Here is a 14,905-nt window from a genome sequence, read left to right on the forward strand (position 1 = left end):
GCGCTGCGTTGCAGCAAGAGAAAGCAGAACCTGAATGTCGAAATTTAAACAACCTGAATTTCATTACTCCTACCTGATGCCAAAGTATTGGTTAACCTGGTTTGGGCTTATTACACTTTATTTATTAGTGCAGTTACCCTATCCAGTGATTCATTTTATTGGTACCCGAACTGGTCATTTATCAATGCGCTTTTTAAAGCGTCGTAAACATATTGCCCGGCGTAATTTGGAGCTTTGTTTTCCTAACCTGAGTTTAGATGACAGAGAGAAGCTTCTGGTTGAGAACTTTGAATCATTAGGAATGGGGTTACTGGAAACGGGAATGGCCTGGTTTTGGTCCGATAATCGGATCAAAAAATGGTGCAAGGTCGATAATATCGAGATCATGTCACGTATTCGTGCTGATGGGAAAGGGGTGTTATTGGTAGGCGTCCATTTTTTAACCCTCGAGTTAGGGGGCCGAATTTACGGCATGTACAATCCTGGTGTTGGTGTTTACCGCCCGCACAATAATAAGTTGATGGATTGGGTTCAGTGCAAAGGCCGCAGCCGTTCAAATAAGTATTTTATTGACCGTCATGATATTAAAGGCATGATTCGTGAGCTGCGCAAAGGAGAGATCCTTTGGTATGCACCCGATCATGATTATGGCCCGCGTAACAGCGTATTTGCGCCATTCTTTGCGGTTCCTCAAGCAGCAACAACCATTGGAACCAGCATATTAATGCGTCAGGCTAATCCGGTAATATTACCTTTTACGCCGAAACGCCATATTGATGGTAGTGGTTATACTGTAATGGTAACTGAGCCACCAACTGGTTTCCCAATGGATAACTCTACGGAAGCAGCAAAATTTATGAATAAAGTGGTTGAGAAAGAAATATTGAAAGCACCTGAGTTGTATATGTGGCTACATCGTCGATTTAAGACGCGGCCAGCAGGTGAGATATCTCTTTATTAATCAATTTATAAGGGTGAAAAATAACCAGTTTAGTTGTTTTACCCAAAAGAGTGAGAAATCGCTTGCGTTATGTGGTTCATTATGAGTAAATGTGAACCGGCCTGTGCTACAGACCTATTTATGTACGACATTAGAGTAAAGCAGTTCCTTCTTAAAGCCGTTATCTTTTGATTTCGCTTATTAGACGAACATCTTCTTAGTGCCTCCATAAGTAATGACTCTGAAAATCTGGCCATAATGCCTATACCCTATGATGTATGGCAGGTTAACTAATTTAAAGGTAAGTAAAGATGTCCAAGAAAACTGGCAAAGTTAAATGGTTCAATGAAAGCAAAGGTTTTGGTTTTATTGAGCAAGATGATGGTGGTAAAGACGTATTCGTTCACTTCTCTGCTATCGCTAGTGAAGGTTTTAAAACTCTGGCTGAAGGCCAGAAAGTTGAATATACCATTCAAGACAGCCCACGCGGTCCAGCAGCTGCAAACGTTGTTGCTCTGTAATTAGCAGCAAACGTTAAGGAAGATAAGATAAGCCTCTGGTTTTCTTAGCTTCAGTGACAAGGAACCCGCATCGCTGATGCGGGTTTTTTTGTGGTCTTGGAACAGAAAATTTACTTGAACCTGATATTCCAGGTACAGATGTTGTAAAAACTTACTGTAGAAGGAAATGAAATAACTGAATAAATTAAGAGGTAAAAATTATGACCCTAAGAATGGGACTCGTAAAATGGTTTGATAAAAACCAAGGTATTGGTTTAATTACTCCACTGGATGGCAGTACTGAACTTTATGTAGATCGTAAGTCAATTGCGACATCCACTAAATCGTTGACTGAAGGGCAAAACGTAGAATTTTCTACTTATAAAACTTCCCGCGGTCTGTTAGCAACGGATGTTATCGCATTTTAATTATTTAATTGATAATGATATGGAGGAAGAGTTTAACTAAAGTTTCTGCATCATTACCGTGTTAAATCACAATTAACACGCCTCTCAAACCTTGCTGCTTTAATGTTATACTTCCTTCATAAAAATTCTATTTACTCTATATCGGTATTTCCGATATTCAATATTTCGCCAGGATTTCGCTATGCAATATCAATGTCCACTTTGTCACCAGCCGTTGCAATTGGACAATCAGGTATGGCAATGCAGTAATCGCCACCAGTTTGATCGGGCAAAAGAAGGGTATGTGAACCTGATGCCTGTTCAGCATAAAAAATCTAAAAATCCTGGCGATAATCAAATGATGATGCAAGCCCGCCGCCAGTTTCTGGATGCGGGTTATTATCAACCACTAAGAGATGCCATTTTCTCACTGCTGAATAATTCATTATCTGATGATTTAGTGCCTCAGGCACTATTAGATATAGGTTGTGGTGAAGGTTATTACACTGGTTTTTTGGCTGAAAAATTAAAGCAACACAGAGACATTACGGTTTATGGTCTGGATATTGCTAAAGGTGCAATACGTTCAGCCGCTAAACGTTATAGTTCAGCTGAATTTTGTGTCGCATCCAGCCATCTTTTACCCTTCAGTGACCAATCTATGGATGCAGTATTGAGAATCTATGCGCCTTGTAAGGCTCAGGAGCTCTGTAGAGTAGTTAAAACAGATGGTTTGATTGTAGCTGTTACTCCGGCCCCAAATCACTTGATACAGCTTAAAGGGCTTATCTATCAAACGCCTCAACCTCATGAGGATAATGAAGAACATATTGAAGGGTTTTATCTGATAGAAAGTCAGCGTTTAAGTTATAAGATGAATTTACCGGGTGAGCAGGCGGTCAATTTACTACAAATGACACCTTTTGCCTGGAAGGCCTCAGAGCAATTGATTGCTGAACTTTCTGACAATACCGATTTTTATTGTGAAACGGATTTCTATATCCGTTTGTACCGCAAAAAATAACAAACGGGGCTTTAGCCCCGTTTGATTAAAACATCTTATTTTTATGCCAGATTGCTAACCATTGCCCGCATATCACTACCGGTCGGTGTCTGGTGCAGTCGTAAACCAAACTGTGGAATGATAGAGAAGATATGGTCGAAAATATCTGACTGGATACCTTCATATTCAACCCAGGCAACCGTGTTGGTAAAGGCGTAAATTTCCAAAGGAATACCTTCTGAGCTAGCCTCTAACTGTCTGACCATTAAGGTCATATTCTGGTGAATTCCCGGATGTGCTTTCAGGTAAGCGTGTATATAAGCGCGTAATGTACCAAGGTTGGTTAACCTACGGCCATTAATTGGCAGACTTAAGTCAATATGATGTTGGTGATTATATTGTTCGATCTCTTTTGCTTTACTTTCAATGTAAGGTTCAAGCAGATAACTATGCTGTAGTGACTGTTGTTGCTCTGATGATAAAAAACTGACGCTGGTAGCATCAATTCTGATGCTACAGTTGAGAAAATAAGTTTAATTCTCTGTTAATTAAAGGGTATAAATCCTTTAACCTGAAGGGCTAAGCGTTGAAGAATGGCGGCAGTAAGGCCCCAAATTAGATTATCCGCGTAATAAAGAAAGTAGATACGTAAGGGTTTACCACGACGAACAATATCAATGGAATGATAGTTTTCGCTATTTAAAGCGTAGTCCAAAGGGATTTCAAACAATGTCTCCACTTCATGATGATTTTTAATGAAGTTTAATCCTGCAGGTAGTACTCCAACAACCGGAGTAACCTGAAAACCGCTAACGCTGTCCATTGCTGGTAATTGACCGATAATTTCAACGCATCCCGGATTTAGTCCAACCTCCTCGTAGGCTTCTCTGAGTGCCGTGGTTTCTGGCAATATATCTGTCTCATCTGTTGCACCACCAGGAAAGGCGACCTGGCCCGGATGTTTACGTAAAGCGGAAGATCGTTTCGTCAACAATAAAGAAGGTTGTTGACCATTAATTATCGGGATTAATACCGCTGCTTTTCGTAGTTGAAATGTATCATAGGCCGGTGGCGGTAACTGAAGCTGAAAACGCTGAATAAAATGTTGAAGAATATCGCTCATTGGCCATCATCACTGAAATTCTTGGTTGAGTAGTTGAGATTAGCGGGAGATGTTCTCAGCTATGTATCATTCTGTGCTATTATAACCATTAGTAATATTATTTTGTGCAATTGTGTGTGCAAAAAACCGTTAATCCTACCAGGAACATTGAAATATATGACTACTATTGGTTCACCGGCACTTCGTCACGATCAACAGCAAGATGCGGTAGAACGTATCCAACAGTTAATGGCTGAGGGGATGAGTAGTGGAGAAGCTATTGCTTTGGTAGCTAAAGAGATCAGAGAAAGCCATCAGGGTGAGCAAACTTTTGCATCCTTTGATGATGAATAATTCTTTTACGGATTAACATCAGAATAAAGAGCACCATATTTATCCAGAAAGGTGAGATAAAGTCGAGTGTCTAACTCCAGCTGATGGTAGTCCGGTTCCATATAACAGCATAAATTATAAAAATCTTTATTGTGCTGCTTTTCTTTTAAGTGTGCTAATTCGTGCACCACGATCATTCGTAATAATGCTTCCGGCGCTGACTTGAATAGATTTGATATTCTTATCTCTGCTTTTGACTTTAATTTACTACCCTGAATTCGAGATATTGAAGTGTGCAAACCCAACGCATGTTTGATAATGTGAATTTTATTGTCATAACAAACTTTGCTAACTAATTGCGCATTTTTCATGTATTGGTTTTTTATCTCCATCACGTATTGATATAACATTTTATCGCTGACGTAGATATGTGGCATAGGGTAGCGGCTTAGTAATAAAGCCCCCAGTTTTTCTTGCTTAACTAGTTGAGCTACTTGCAGTTGGATGTGTTCCGGATAGCCAGCGAGATAGGGAAGGGAATTCACGTTATTTTTCTTGTGCAAATGAATTTATAGTATGAATAGTCCCTTCATTCTAACAGTTAATAAGTTTTTTTGCATTACAGATTAGTGGGATTAGTTTGATTAATGAAATTAATGTCTCATTATACCTGATGCTAAATTAATATTAGGATAAGAACATTGATGACGTATTTGCTTAACCGTTTCGATACCAATTAAAAAACAAAAATATGTGCTCTTGATCTAATTTTTTATTTAGTTGCTGAAAACACCTTGCCTAAATTTATTGGATATGCGGTAATGTTTTTGGTCAGTAAAATAGAGCTACTTCAGATAAGTCATTTTGGATCAGTTATTCCCGGCAAGTTCGTTATCCTTAACTTCTTCCAGGTTCTCTTCTTAGTGCTTAACATAAGTAACCACAACTACCGGCCTTTCGTGCCTTTTGGCAGGTTAAACATCAATAGGAATTTTGTAATGTCTAAGAAAACTGGTCACGTTAAGTGGTTCAACGAAAGTAAAGGTTTTGGTTTCATCACTCCAACTGATGGCAGCAAAGATGTGTTCGTTCATTTCTCCGCTATCGTTAATGATGGTTTCAAAACTCTGGCTGAAGGCCAGCATGTTGAATTTTCTATTCAAGACAGCCCACGTGGCCCGTCTGCGGCTGAAGTTGTTGCTCTGTAATTTATTACACAATAACTGTATTGCCAAAAACCCGCATTAAGCGGGTTTTTTATTGCCTTAAAATAGTCAGAGCAGGGGCTATAGTTGTTTAATCAGCTTTTTTCTTTAGCTCTTTTGCTGCTTTCTTCAGAACCTTACGAATACGATTCACATCAGCAGCCGGAAGCTCGACACTACCTGCCGTGCTTTTTTTGCTTACAGCAGGTGCTGGTTCAGTCTGGCTGGTAAAACTTTCCTCCAGACGTTTGATAATTTCAGCATTCATTGAGTGTTTATTATGTTCTGCCTGGACTTTTAATTTTGCCCTTAACTCAGCGGGGATTCGTACGCTCAGCGAAGTAATCGTCATAATGATGCTCCCGTTTGGCTATATGAAGGAAGAGTGAAACATTAGCTATTGATAATGTTATAACCTCTTTAATGTAGCGGATAAAGGATAATCAGCAATAAAACAAAAATGCGCTCTGAAAATAAGAGCGCATTCAAAAGATAAAAATAATAAATAGAATTAAGAGAGTGAAGGGGCCGGACGAGCGATAATACTGCGCGTTTCCATTCTAACCTCAGCAATCGTAGCTTCTAACGAATCGCCCTGACGATAAATCACATTACCATTGAGCTGTATAGTACCGTTCTCGGCGCTACAAATCAGTTCATCACGTACCGGATGAATAAATGGTGCCGGAATAAAAGCTACCGCACCATTCTCAATTAGCTTAATGCGCATACCTCCACGTGAGATATCCATAATTTCTGCCTGATAGCGAATATCAGTTCCAGCTTTATCCTGTAAAAAGCGAGCATACAGCCAGTCACTGACATCGCGTTCAGCAATGCGATTAGCCCGACGGCGCTCTGTCAGTGGCTGCATTATACTTTCATCTGGTGCTGTAGATGGGCGATCGTGAATTAATGCTTTTAATAAACGATGATTGATAATATCGCCATATTTACGGATTGGAGAGGTCCAGGTAGCGTAAGCTTCCAGCCCCAATCCATAGTGAGGCGCTGGCGTGGTGCTGATTTCTGCATAGGTCTGGTACTTGCGAATACGGCTATCCAAGTAGGATGTCGGTTGTTTATCCAGGAAACGACGTAACTCACAGAATCCGTCAAGCGTCAGGATCTTCTCTTTATCAAATTCAGCACCATTTAATTCCAGAATATTGATAGCCTGATCGACTACAGTAGGATCGAAACCTGCATGGACGTTAAAGATTCCGTAGCCTAATCGCGTTTTTAGCACAATAGCGGCACAGATATTGGCTACAATCATTGATTCTTCAACAATGCGATTAGCGATACGACGATGCTCAGTAACGATATCTAATACCTGACCATTTTCACCGAGAATAAAGCGATAATCAGGACGATCTTTAAATACCAGTGCATGTTCTGTCCGCCAGGATATACGGCGTAATGCAATCTGATGTAGCAACTCTACTTGTTGAGCTATTTCGGGTTGTTCTGGTTTCCAGTCGTCGATACCTTCAATCCAGTCAGATAGTTTCTCATAATCAAGTTTTGCCTTAGATGTTATCCAGGCGCAGAAGAACTCAATGTCATCATGGATTGAACCATCAGGAGAAATAGTCACCTGACAAACCAGTGCCGAACGACGTTGGTTTGGCCGTAAAGAGCAAAGGTTATCCGACAGTTCTCTTGGAAGCATTGGAATATTAAAACCAGGCAGATAATTGGTAAACGCTCGTTTTAAGGCGATGTTATCCAGTTCACTTCCGGCGGTCACATAGGCGCTGGGATCGGCAATAGCAATGGAGAGCCGAAGCAATTGATCATCCAACTCTTCAACGTATAATGCATCATCCATATCTTCAGTTGATTCGCTATCAATAGTGACAAAGTTCAACGCGGTTAAATCACGGCGAACAATCCCCTCATCCTGAATAGATTCTGATGTCCAATCTGGTGCTGTGCGTTCTAATTGATGACGTGACAACGTCACCCACCATGGAACCAAATAGTCATCCCCATGGGTAATGTACTCATTGATTTGCGCCTGAAACCCGTGATTATCTTTCAATGGGTGACTGGTTATTTCAGCAACTACCCAATCTCCCTGAGTTAAAGAGTGATTCAACTCTTTTACCGGTTTGCATGGAATGACATCTTTAATCATTGGGTGGTCGGGAACCACCATCAGGCGGTCATTTTTCTGCTGAATACGACCAATAAAACGCGTCAAAAATGGCTCTATTAGTGTTTCTGGTTCGGCTAACTCACGATCTTTTTCCGTATGGATAGTGGCTGAAACCCGGTCTCCGTGCATGACTTTTTTCATTTGCGGAGGTGGGATGAAGTAGCTTTTCTGATTATCTACTTCAAGAAAGCCAAATCCTTTTTCGGTGGCTTTAACAATGCCTTCAACCCGTGGAGTGTTAGCATTAAGTTGCTGTTTAAGCTGAGCAAGCAGCGGGTTATTTTGAAACATATATGAGAAGCGCTATTCAATGAGTTAACCATTTTTGTGATGGATTGTTTTACACAAAAGGCGTGTCGGGAGCAAGCTTATCCTGTCGTTTACCACAATTAATTGATATGTCATGATGGGGGTGCTCGATAATAAAAATGTGAATATCGGCTATGCCTCACAAACTGACATTTTGTTTGTGACAATAATTCACTGATTTTCTTAATATAAAGATTCTGTTTTACAACTCACATCAGGTACCCAATTATGCTCAATGTAAATGAATATTTTGCCGGGAAAGTAAAATCAATTGGCTTTGAAAATGGGAGCATTGGTCGTTCCAGCGTAGGGGTGATGGCGGCAGGTGAATATAACTTCGGCACAGCGCAGCCCGAAGAAATGACGGTAATTACTGGTTCTCTTAAGGTACTGCTTCCAGGTGCAACGGAGTGGACAGTTTTTTCCGCCGGGGAGTCATTCCATGTACCGGGAAAAAGTGAGTTTAACGTGCAGGTTTGTGAGAGTACGGCCTATCTGTGCCGTTATTTGTAATAATTTCTAATTTATAATCAGGAATATAGTTAACAATATTTCGGCTTACCACATCAGCAGTAAGCCGAAATTACATGAGAATTAGGCTTTTAGCTCAAGCTCATTCATTGCAGCGATGCTGAAACCACCATCAACGTGCAGAACTTCACCACTTACGCCAGCAGACAGATCCGAGCACAGGAATGCTGCAGAGTTACCTACGTCTTCAATGGTTACCGTACGACGAATAGGGGTAACGGCTTCACAGTGAGACAACATCTTTTTGAAATCTTTGATGCCGGAAGCAGCTAAGGTACGAATCGGGCCAGCAGAGATTGCGTTAACACGAACGCCTTCAGGTCCCATTGCGTTAGCCATATAGCGAACGTTGGCTTCCAGAGAGGCTTTAGCTAATCCCATCACGTTGTAGTTTGGAATAGCACGTTCAGCCCCCAGATAAGAAAGGGTCAGTAACGCAGAGCCAGGATTTAACATGCTGCGGCAAGCTTTAGCTAATGCGACAAAGCTATAAGAGCTAATATCGTGAGCAATGTTGAAGCCTTCACGGGTTACCGCGTTCACATAATCACCATCTAACTGGTCGCCAGGAGCAAAACCGATAGAGTGAACGAAACCGTCGAATTTAGGCCATACATTAGCCAGTTGAGCGAACAGCTCAGTAATGCTTGAATCTTCAGCAACATCACATGGTAATACGATATTACAGCCTAATTCTTTAGCAAACTCTTCTACGCGAGATTTCAGTCTTTCATTCTGATAAGTCAGCGCCAGTTCTGCACCTTCACGTTTCATTGCTTGTGCAATACCAAAGGCAATTGAACGATTGCTGGCAACGCCAGTAACCAGAATGCGCTTACCGGTTAAAAAACCCATAGCTATGATCCTTGTAGTCAATTTTATGGCCGCCGGAGTATTTCCGGAGCAGTCATTGTTAAAAAACGAAGCGATTCTACCATGCAACTACGATGGATAGTGCATGTTTGTCATACTGCTCCGATCAGTGATATCAAACAGACAGTGTAATTGGATGTTTTTAGTCTCCGGATTCTTCTGCCCATCGTTAAATATCTGAAACATCTTTACGCCAGTGATCGGCGGTTAACGCTTCAGTAAAATGGCTATTAATCATTCGGCGGGTGATATCATGCAGCGGGGAAGCGATAACCTCTGCCGTATTACCTCGTTCAACCACTTCACCATTTTGCATTACCAGCAACTGGTCACTGACATGTTTAATCATTCCGAGATGTTGGCTTACGTAGATATAGGATATACCGTGCTTTTCCTGCAATTCCATCATTAAGTTCACTAACTGTGAACGCATGGACATATCCAGTGAAGCCAATGCTTCATCGGCAATAATAATTTTAGGTTGTAATATTAAAGCTCTGGCCAGCGCCACCCGTTGTTTCTGACCAGAGGCCAGCATTTGCGGATAATAATAAGCGTGGTCAGGCAGCAATCCCACCTGACGCAAGGTTAGATTTATTTGTTTTTCCCGGGCAGAGGCCTCCAGATTAGTATTCAGCTTAAGCGGAATATCTAACAATTGTCCAATGCGTTGCCGTGGGTTAAATGACGTGTTCGGGTCCTGAAAAATCATGCGAATATGCTGACTGCGGTAGCCATAATCGCCAAATTCCAGTTTATGATCTCCGATCATCATTTCTCCGGAGGTTGGCTTAATCATACCGGAAATCATTTTTGCCAGCGTTGATTTGCCCGAACCGTTTTCGCCAATAATTGCCATGGTCTGTTTTTCACGCAAAATAAAGCTGACGGGCTTTACCGCTTCCAGTTCGTGAGGGCGAAACAACCCTGTACGAAAATGGAAGGTTTTGGATAAATTACGTACTTCAAGTAAAGCACCCATCAGGATGGCTCCTCATAGTTAAGAGGAAAATGGCAGGCAAACTTATGGCCTTTCACATCTCTCAAGCGTGGTGTTTCTATGCATTTTTTCTGTGCATAAGGACAACGCGGTCCCAGACGACAACCAATAGGTAAGTGCTCAAGAGAGGGAATCACTCCCGACAGAGTATTTAGACGGCTTTTATGGGGTAAGGCCCGACCAAAATCAGGCATCGCGCGAATTAATGCCTGAGTATAAGGATGGTGGGGCGCGGTCAACAGCTCATCACATAATGCACTTTCTACCGTTTGGCCACAGTACATTACGTTAATCCGGGTTGCCCATTTACTCATCATTTGCAGGTCGTGACTAATCAGCAGAATAGTAGTGTTGTTGTTCTGATTCATTCTGGCTAACAAACGGAAAATTTGTGCCTGAGTAGTGGGCTCCATGGCGTTGGTGGGTTCATCGGCTATCAGCAGCCTTGGTTGGTTAGCCAAGGCAATGGCAATCATTACTTTCTGGCATTCACCTTCAGTGATCTCATAAGGGAAACTGCGCATGATGTCTTTATGATCTTTAATACCTACCCGATGTAATAGCTCGATAGCCCGATGTTTACGCCAGTTAAAGCGCTGCCACCAGTGGCCTTCATAAGTCCATCCGGGAATCGCCTGAATTAACTGACGGCCAACTCTTTCTGATGGATCGAGACAGGATTGAGGTTCCTGAAAGATCATCGATATATTATGACCAACCAATTTTCTGCGCTGACGAGGGGTCAGCTTAAGTAAGTCGATATCATCTAAACGAAAACGATCTGCGGTAATGCGCCAGTTATCCTTACTGATACCGCAAATAGCTTTTGCGATCAGACTTTTTCCCGAGCCGGATTCTCCCACCAGGCCTCGAATTTCTCCTTCAGTCAGGGTCAGGCTAACGCGATCGACCGCTTTTACCGGGCCATCAGCAGTCATAAACTCAATGGTGAGATTACGAATATCGAGTAAAGGCATTATTCATCACCCGTAGAAATAGCTCGGTATAACCCATCGCCGAGAAGATTGACCAGTAATACACTAATCATAATGGCAGCACCCGGTAACATTACACTCCAGGGCGCCACATACAGCAATTCCAGAGAGTCTCCCAACATAGAACCCCATTCTGGTGATGGCATTTGAGCACCAAGGTTTAAAAATCCTAACGCAGCAATATCCATAATTGCCATGGATAGCGAACGGGTAAATTCTGTAACCAGTACTGGAGCGATATTCGGCAGTAAACCATTCCACAAAATGTAGGCGGTGGATGCCCCGTCCAGACGGGCAGCAATGACATACTCTTTTTCCAGTTCATCATGCACGGTTCTGTATATGGTATGAACCATACGAGGTAATAGCGCCAGCCAGATTGCGAACATAGCATGTTCCAATCGTGGACCTAAGAAGGCGACCACGATGATGGCCAGTAGCAGAGAAGGGATTGCCAGTAATGTGTCCAGCAGATGGTTCAGTGCTGCGGAGCGTAACCCATGGCTGACACCTGCTAATAAGCCAAGCAGGGTGCCACATAAGGCAGCAGCTAAAGTAACCAGTAGTGCGGCACCGAAGGTTGGAGCAGCACCATTAAGCAGGCGGCTTAACAGATCCCGACCTAAATCATCAGTTCCCAGGAAAAAGGAGACATCACCGTGACGAGACCAGGATGGCGGCAGAAGCTGATAGCCAAGGAATTGCTGATCGAGCTGATAGGGGGCAATTAGCTCCCCAAACAGGCACAAGACAATCAGCATAAGAACACCATAAAGACCAACCATTGCCAGAATGTCTTTATGAAGTCGCTGCCAGATATAGCTCATGGCTCCCGGCATTTTCTTTTCGCGGTATACGTTATCGGAAAGCATACCACTCCTTATTTTTAAAAGGGTTAGTCATCGCACTAAAAATATCAGCAATCAGGTTAACCACAATAGACAGGCTTCCCATCACAATTATACCTGCTGAAATCACGGCAAAATCTTGCTGACGAATTGCCTGTATTAACCAACGGCCTAAACCCGGCCAGTTAAACACTGATTCGGTGATCATCGCCAGGGCTAACATAGTGGAAAACTGCAAACTCAGTTTAGGAATGATCATTGGCAGCGCATTATGTAACACATGACGATGAATAATAGTAAAGCGAGACAGGCCACGGGTTGCGGCTGCTTTAATATAGTTTTGTCCAATTATTTGCGTGACGCTCTGGCGCGTCAGGCGAATAACTTCTGTTGTTGGTGCCAGAGCTAACGTTAATACCGGTAGAATCAAATGCTTCAATACGCTGATAATTATCTCTTCACGATAGTGTGAATCAGATAGCCAGGCATCAATTAAAGCAACGCCGGTAATGGGTTTAATCTGATATAACAAATCGTAACGACCGGAAACGGGCAACCAGCCAAGGGTCAACGAGAAGAACAGCATTAGCAATAATGCCAGCCAGAAAATAGGAATAGAAAAACCGAACAGAGAAAAGGAAGTGATAATGTAGTCAGGCCACTTTTGTTTCGACATCGCTGCCAAAATGCCTAATGGAATGCCTAAACCCAAAGCAATTACAAAAGCAAAAATGCACAGCTCAAGAGTGGCGGGAAACACGATCTTTAGCTGTTCACCAATAATCTGCCCGTTAATGACCGAAGTACCAAACTCCCCCTGAAGCAGGCTTTCCATATAAAAAGCGTAAGCATCAAACAGATGTGCTCCAGCCAGTGGTGCATTAGGCGTGTAGTAAGAAATACTGAAGCTGACGAAAGTCAGAATCAACAAGGTTACTAATGCCAGCAGTAGCCGCCTGAGAATATAAATAATCATTTATTATTCGTCTCTGATTTTTCCCGATAGACACCGGCAAATGAAACGTTGCCCAGCGGACTCAATACTAACCCCTTAATATCGTATCGGTAAGCCTGAATTCGTAGTGAAGAGGCCAGTGGTAGAACGGGCAACTCTTCTGCCAGAATCTTCTGCGCTTTAGTATAGGTTTCAATTCGCATAGAAAGATCCTGAGATGTCACCCCTTTGGATAACAACTGATCGAACTCCTGATTACACCAACGGGCATAGTTGGTCTGTGAGTCAATACCAGCACAGCTCAGTAGTGGACGGAAGAAACTGTCAGGATCGTTACTGTCGGTGGCCCAACCGGTTAATGTTAGATCGTGTGCATCATCACTGAGACGAAGTTCCTGAAAACGACCTTCAACCGGAACAATAGTGACCTTAATATTCACTTTGGCTAAATCTGCCTGAAGTAGTTCTGCCGTTTTCAACGGGCTGGGATTATAAGCCTGAGAAGCAGTAGGTACCCACAGGTGCAAGCGTAGGTTATTAACGCCCGCTTCTTTTAATAACTGTTTAGACTTCTCGACGTTGTATTCCGTAATTTCTGATTCATTGTCATAAGCCCATGAAGTTCGTGGAAGAATCGATGATGCAGTTTCAGCGGTGCCATAATAAATGGATTGCATCAGGCGTGGGTTATTGATGGCCAGTGCAATAGCATGACGTACCCGACGATCGTTGAAAGGGGCTTTTCCGGTATTAAAAGCCAGATAAGCCACATTCATACCGGTACGTAACGAAATACGCAAACGAGGGTCGTCACGTAATATAGAAAGCTGGCTGGCTGCCGGATAAGCCAGAACATCACATTCACCGGTAAGTAGTTTAGATAAACGACCGGTACCGCCAGCGCCTAAATCAATGACTACCTGCTGCATTTTAGGTGAACCGCGCCAATAGTCTTTGTTGCGATACAGGCGAACAAATTGCCCTGGATGATACTCATTAAGCAGAAAAGGCCCAGTGCCTACAGGCTGGCGATCGATACGTTCCTGCATACCAATACGGGTCAAATTATTTGCATATTCGGCAGAGAGAACAGGGGCATAGTGAGTTGCCAGATGCCACAGGAAAGAAGCGTCTGCATTATGCAGTTCAATATCGACGGTGTAGTCATTAACTTTACGAATGCTTTTCACCGAGTCGGAGAATTGCATACTGTCAAAATAGGGGTAATGACCACCGTTTACCATATGATAAGGAGCTTCGGCATTAAAAATTCGGTTGAAGCTAAATACCACATCATCAGCATTCATGGTGCGGGTTGGAGTAAACCATTCTGTGGTTTGGAATGTTACGCCTTTACGCAGATGGAAACGATAAGTTGCACCGTTATTCAGGCTTTCCCAACGCTCAGCTAATTCAGGGATCAGGCGATAGGTATAGGGATCAACATCCAACAGGCGGTCGTATAGCTGAGCAGCAATGGTGTCAATCATCACACCGCCATTCGCTATTTGTGGGTTAAAGCTATCAACAACACCGCTGACGCAATAGACAAAACCGCTCTGGCGAATATCTGGCTGAGCAGGCTTTGATGGTACCACTGCCGTGGTGGCTTCCGGAGTGGTAATCAAGGGTGGCGTTTCCAGTTTCCCGGTTGGTGCTGCCCATGCAGGAATAAGAAAACCAGCACAGAGCAACGCCCCAATTTTTAAACCGCGCATATATAAAGGATTCTTTGATATA

General features: G+C 42.7%; 17 protein-coding genes and 1 pseudogene. 7 read left to right on the forward strand and 11 right to left on the reverse strand.

Going from position 1 to position 14,905, the window contains the following annotated elements:
- The first annotated feature begins 34 nt into the window (after positions 1–34).
- The 4 genes from GOL65_RS02175 to rlmA all read left to right on the forward strand — a co-directional run bounded on the left by GOL65_RS02175 (position 35) and on the right by rlmA (position 2,871).
- Positions 35–961: a Kdo(2)-lipid IV(A) acyltransferase gene (locus GOL65_RS02175; protein ID WP_140918586.1), complete on the forward strand. Its 927-nt coding sequence runs from the start codon at positions 35–37 to the stop codon at positions 959–961.
- Between the two features lie 290 nt (positions 962–1,251).
- On the forward strand, positions 1,252–1,461 hold the full coding sequence (gene cspE / locus GOL65_RS02180) for a transcription antiterminator/RNA stability regulator CspE (protein WP_047780981.1): 210 nt from the start codon (positions 1,252–1,254) through the stop codon (positions 1,459–1,461).
- 200 nt (positions 1,462–1,661) lie between these two features.
- Positions 1,662–1,868 (forward strand): cold-shock protein, encoded by a 207-nt coding sequence (locus GOL65_RS02185; RefSeq protein ID WP_140918587.1) that lies wholly within the window; start codon positions 1,662–1,664, stop codon positions 1,866–1,868.
- 181 nt (positions 1,869–2,049) lie between these two features.
- Positions 2,050–2,871 (forward strand): 23S rRNA (guanine(745)-N(1))-methyltransferase, encoded by an 822-nt coding sequence (rlmA, locus tag GOL65_RS02190; protein WP_140918588.1) that lies wholly within the window; start codon positions 2,050–2,052, stop codon positions 2,869–2,871.
- Positions 2,872–2,912: 41 nt separating this feature from the next.
- Here rlmA and GOL65_RS02195 read toward each other — a convergent pair.
- Positions 2,913–3,365 (reverse strand): annotated as a pseudogene (locus GOL65_RS02195) (miniconductance mechanosensitive channel); the annotation flags it as partial.
- 29 nt (positions 3,366–3,394) lie between these two features.
- Positions 3,395–3,973 (reverse strand): CoA pyrophosphatase, encoded by a 579-nt coding sequence (locus tag GOL65_RS02200; RefSeq protein WP_140918590.1) that lies wholly within the window; start codon positions 3,971–3,973, stop codon positions 3,395–3,397.
- Positions 3,974–4,129: 156 nt separating this feature from the next.
- On the opposite strand from GOL65_RS02200, the gene GOL65_RS02205 reads away from it, so the two are divergent.
- A complete protein-coding gene (locus GOL65_RS02205; protein WP_140918591.1) occupies positions 4,130–4,306 on the forward strand; it encodes a YoaH family protein in 177 nt (58 codons plus the stop codon).
- 5 nt (positions 4,307–4,311) lie between these two features.
- Here the strand turns inward: GOL65_RS02205 and GOL65_RS02210 are convergent, their stop codons facing one another.
- The gene (locus GOL65_RS02210; RefSeq protein WP_140918592.1) at positions 4,312–4,830 is read right to left on the reverse strand and encodes a M48 metallopeptidase family protein; all 519 of its coding nucleotides are present in this window, start codon (positions 4,828–4,830) and stop codon (positions 4,312–4,314) included.
- A gap of 453 nt (positions 4,831–5,283) precedes the next feature.
- Between GOL65_RS02210 and cspE (GOL65_RS02215) the strand changes: the two genes are divergently transcribed.
- Positions 5,284–5,493: a transcription antiterminator/RNA stability regulator CspE gene (gene cspE, locus GOL65_RS02215; protein ID WP_130591357.1), complete on the forward strand. Its 210-nt coding sequence runs from the start codon at positions 5,284–5,286 to the stop codon at positions 5,491–5,493.
- Positions 5,494–5,581: 88 nt separating this feature from the next.
- On the opposite strand, the gene GOL65_RS02220 is transcribed toward cspE (GOL65_RS02215), so the two are convergent.
- Complete coding sequence (locus GOL65_RS02220) at positions 5,582–5,842, reverse strand: Arc family DNA-binding protein (protein WP_140918593.1); 261 nt, start codon at positions 5,840–5,842, stop codon at positions 5,582–5,584.
- 159 nt (positions 5,843–6,001) lie between these two features.
- Positions 6,002–7,945: an exoribonuclease II gene (locus GOL65_RS02225; protein ID WP_140918594.1), complete on the reverse strand. Its 1,944-nt coding sequence runs from the start codon at positions 7,943–7,945 to the stop codon at positions 6,002–6,004.
- Positions 7,946–8,191: 246 nt separating this feature from the next.
- Here GOL65_RS02225 and ppnP point away from each other — a divergent pair, with 246 nt between their 5' ends.
- Entirely contained in the window at positions 8,192–8,476 is a 285-nt protein-coding gene (gene ppnP / locus GOL65_RS02230; protein ID WP_130591354.1) for a pyrimidine/purine nucleoside phosphorylase, read from the forward strand.
- An 81-nt stretch (positions 8,477–8,557) separates the two neighbouring features.
- On the opposite strand, the gene fabI is transcribed toward ppnP, so the two are convergent.
- The 6 genes from fabI to sapA form a co-directional block, all read right to left on the reverse strand.
- On the reverse strand, positions 8,558–9,349 hold the full coding sequence (gene fabI / locus GOL65_RS02235; RefSeq protein WP_140918595.1) for an enoyl-ACP reductase FabI: 792 nt from the start codon (positions 9,347–9,349) through the stop codon (positions 8,558–8,560).
- Between the two features lie 187 nt (positions 9,350–9,536).
- Positions 9,537–10,352 carry a putrescine export ABC transporter ATP-binding protein SapF gene (sapF, locus tag GOL65_RS02240; RefSeq protein WP_140918596.1) on the reverse strand — a complete coding sequence of 272 codons (816 nt, stop codon included), beginning with the start codon at positions 10,350–10,352 and terminating at the stop codon, positions 9,537–9,539.
- On the reverse strand, positions 10,349–11,344 hold the full coding sequence (gene sapD, locus GOL65_RS02245; protein WP_140918597.1) for a putrescine export ABC transporter ATP-binding protein SapD: 996 nt from the start codon (positions 11,342–11,344) through the stop codon (positions 10,349–10,351). The genes sapF and sapD overlap by 4 nt, the downstream gene beginning before the upstream one ends.
- The gene (sapC, locus tag GOL65_RS02250) at positions 11,344–12,234 is read right to left on the reverse strand and encodes a putrescine export ABC transporter permease SapC (protein ID WP_140918598.1); all 891 of its coding nucleotides are present in this window, start codon (positions 12,232–12,234) and stop codon (positions 11,344–11,346) included. The genes sapD and sapC overlap by 1 nt, the downstream gene beginning before the upstream one ends.
- Positions 12,221–13,186 (reverse strand): putrescine export ABC transporter permease SapB, encoded by a 966-nt coding sequence (gene sapB / locus GOL65_RS02255; protein WP_140918599.1) that lies wholly within the window; start codon positions 13,184–13,186, stop codon positions 12,221–12,223. Before sapB ends, sapC begins: the two co-directional genes overlap by 14 nt.
- Positions 13,183–14,883 (reverse strand): ABC transporter substrate-binding protein SapA, encoded by a 1,701-nt coding sequence (gene sapA, locus GOL65_RS02260; protein WP_140918600.1) that lies wholly within the window; start codon positions 14,881–14,883, stop codon positions 13,183–13,185. The genes sapB and sapA overlap by 4 nt, the downstream gene beginning before the upstream one ends.
- Positions 14,884–14,905 lie beyond the last annotated feature (22 nt).

This window comes from Limnobaculum xujianqingii (genome assembly GCF_013394855.1).
Lineage (GTDB): Bacteria > Pseudomonadota > Gammaproteobacteria > Enterobacterales > Enterobacteriaceae > Limnobaculum > Limnobaculum xujianqingii.

Bases quoted from the DNA above. Each gene is read 5' to 3' on its own strand.
- GOL65_RS02175 (WP_140918586.1), top strand. From the start codon at position 35: ATGTCGAAATTTAAACAACCTGAATTTCATTACTCCTACCTGATGCCA.
- cspE (WP_047780981.1), top strand. From the start codon at position 1,252: ATGTCCAAGAAAACTGGCAAAGTTAAATGGTTCAATGAAAGCAAAGGT.
- GOL65_RS02185 (WP_140918587.1), top strand. From the start codon at position 1,662: ATGACCCTAAGAATGGGACTCGTAAAATGGTTTGATAAAAACCAAGGT.
- rlmA (WP_140918588.1), top strand. From the start codon at position 2,050: ATGCAATATCAATGTCCACTTTGTCACCAGCCGTTGCAATTGGACAAT.
- GOL65_RS02200 (WP_140918590.1), bottom strand. From the start codon at position 3,973: ATGAGCGATATTCTTCAACATTTTATTCAGCGTTTTCAGCTTCAGTTA.
- GOL65_RS02205 (WP_140918591.1), top strand. From the start codon at position 4,130: ATGACTACTATTGGTTCACCGGCACTTCGTCACGATCAACAGCAAGAT.
- cspE (WP_130591357.1), top strand. From the start codon at position 5,284: ATGTCTAAGAAAACTGGTCACGTTAAGTGGTTCAACGAAAGTAAAGGT.
- GOL65_RS02220 (WP_140918593.1), bottom strand. From the start codon at position 5,842: ATGACGATTACTTCGCTGAGCGTACGAATCCCCGCTGAGTTAAGGGCA.
- GOL65_RS02225 (WP_140918594.1), bottom strand. From the start codon at position 7,945: ATGTTTCAAAATAACCCGCTGCTTGCTCAGCTTAAACAGCAACTTAAT.
- ppnP (WP_130591354.1), top strand. From the start codon at position 8,192: ATGCTCAATGTAAATGAATATTTTGCCGGGAAAGTAAAATCAATTGGC.
- fabI (WP_140918595.1), bottom strand. From the start codon at position 9,349: ATGGGTTTTTTAACCGGTAAGCGCATTCTGGTTACTGGCGTTGCCAGC.
- sapD (WP_140918597.1), bottom strand. From the start codon at position 11,344: ATGCCTTTACTCGATATTCGTAATCTCACCATTGAGTTTATGACTGCT.
- sapC (WP_140918598.1), bottom strand. From the start codon at position 12,234: ATGCTTTCCGATAACGTATACCGCGAAAAGAAAATGCCGGGAGCCATG.
- sapB (WP_140918599.1), bottom strand. From the start codon at position 13,186: ATGATTATTTATATTCTCAGGCGGCTACTGCTGGCATTAGTAACCTTG.
- sapA (WP_140918600.1), bottom strand. From the start codon at position 14,883: ATGCGCGGTTTAAAAATTGGGGCGTTGCTCTGTGCTGGTTTTCTTATT.